Source organism: Mesorhizobium sp. M7A.F.Ca.MR.148.00.0.0 (assembly GCF_003997735.1).
Lineage (GTDB): Bacteria > Pseudomonadota > Alphaproteobacteria > Rhizobiales > Rhizobiaceae > Mesorhizobium.
Window position 1 is genome coordinate 472 of the sequence record NZ_RZTB01000345.1, and the last position, 223, is coordinate 694.

The following is a 223-nucleotide window of genomic DNA, read 5'->3' on the forward strand; positions in this document are numbered from 1 at the left end:
GACCGCTTCAACGCACGCGATTTCGATGCGGTGCGCGACATGCTGGCCGAAGAAGTACGACTGGAACTGGTTGCCCGGACACAGCTGAACGGCCGCAAGGAAGTGGGTACCTATTTCGGCAACTATTCCCGGGTGCAGGATTGGCGCTTCGTGCCCGGCTTCGTCGAAGACAGGCCGGCAATCCTCGTTCACGATCCCAATGATCCGAAGGCGCGCCCTGCCT

At 61.0% G+C, this 223-nt stretch carries 1 pseudogene; it reads left to right on the top strand.

What is annotated here, in order from left to right:
- Positions 1 to 223 (top strand): annotated as a pseudogene (locus EOB49_RS34405) (RNA polymerase sigma factor); the annotation flags it as partial.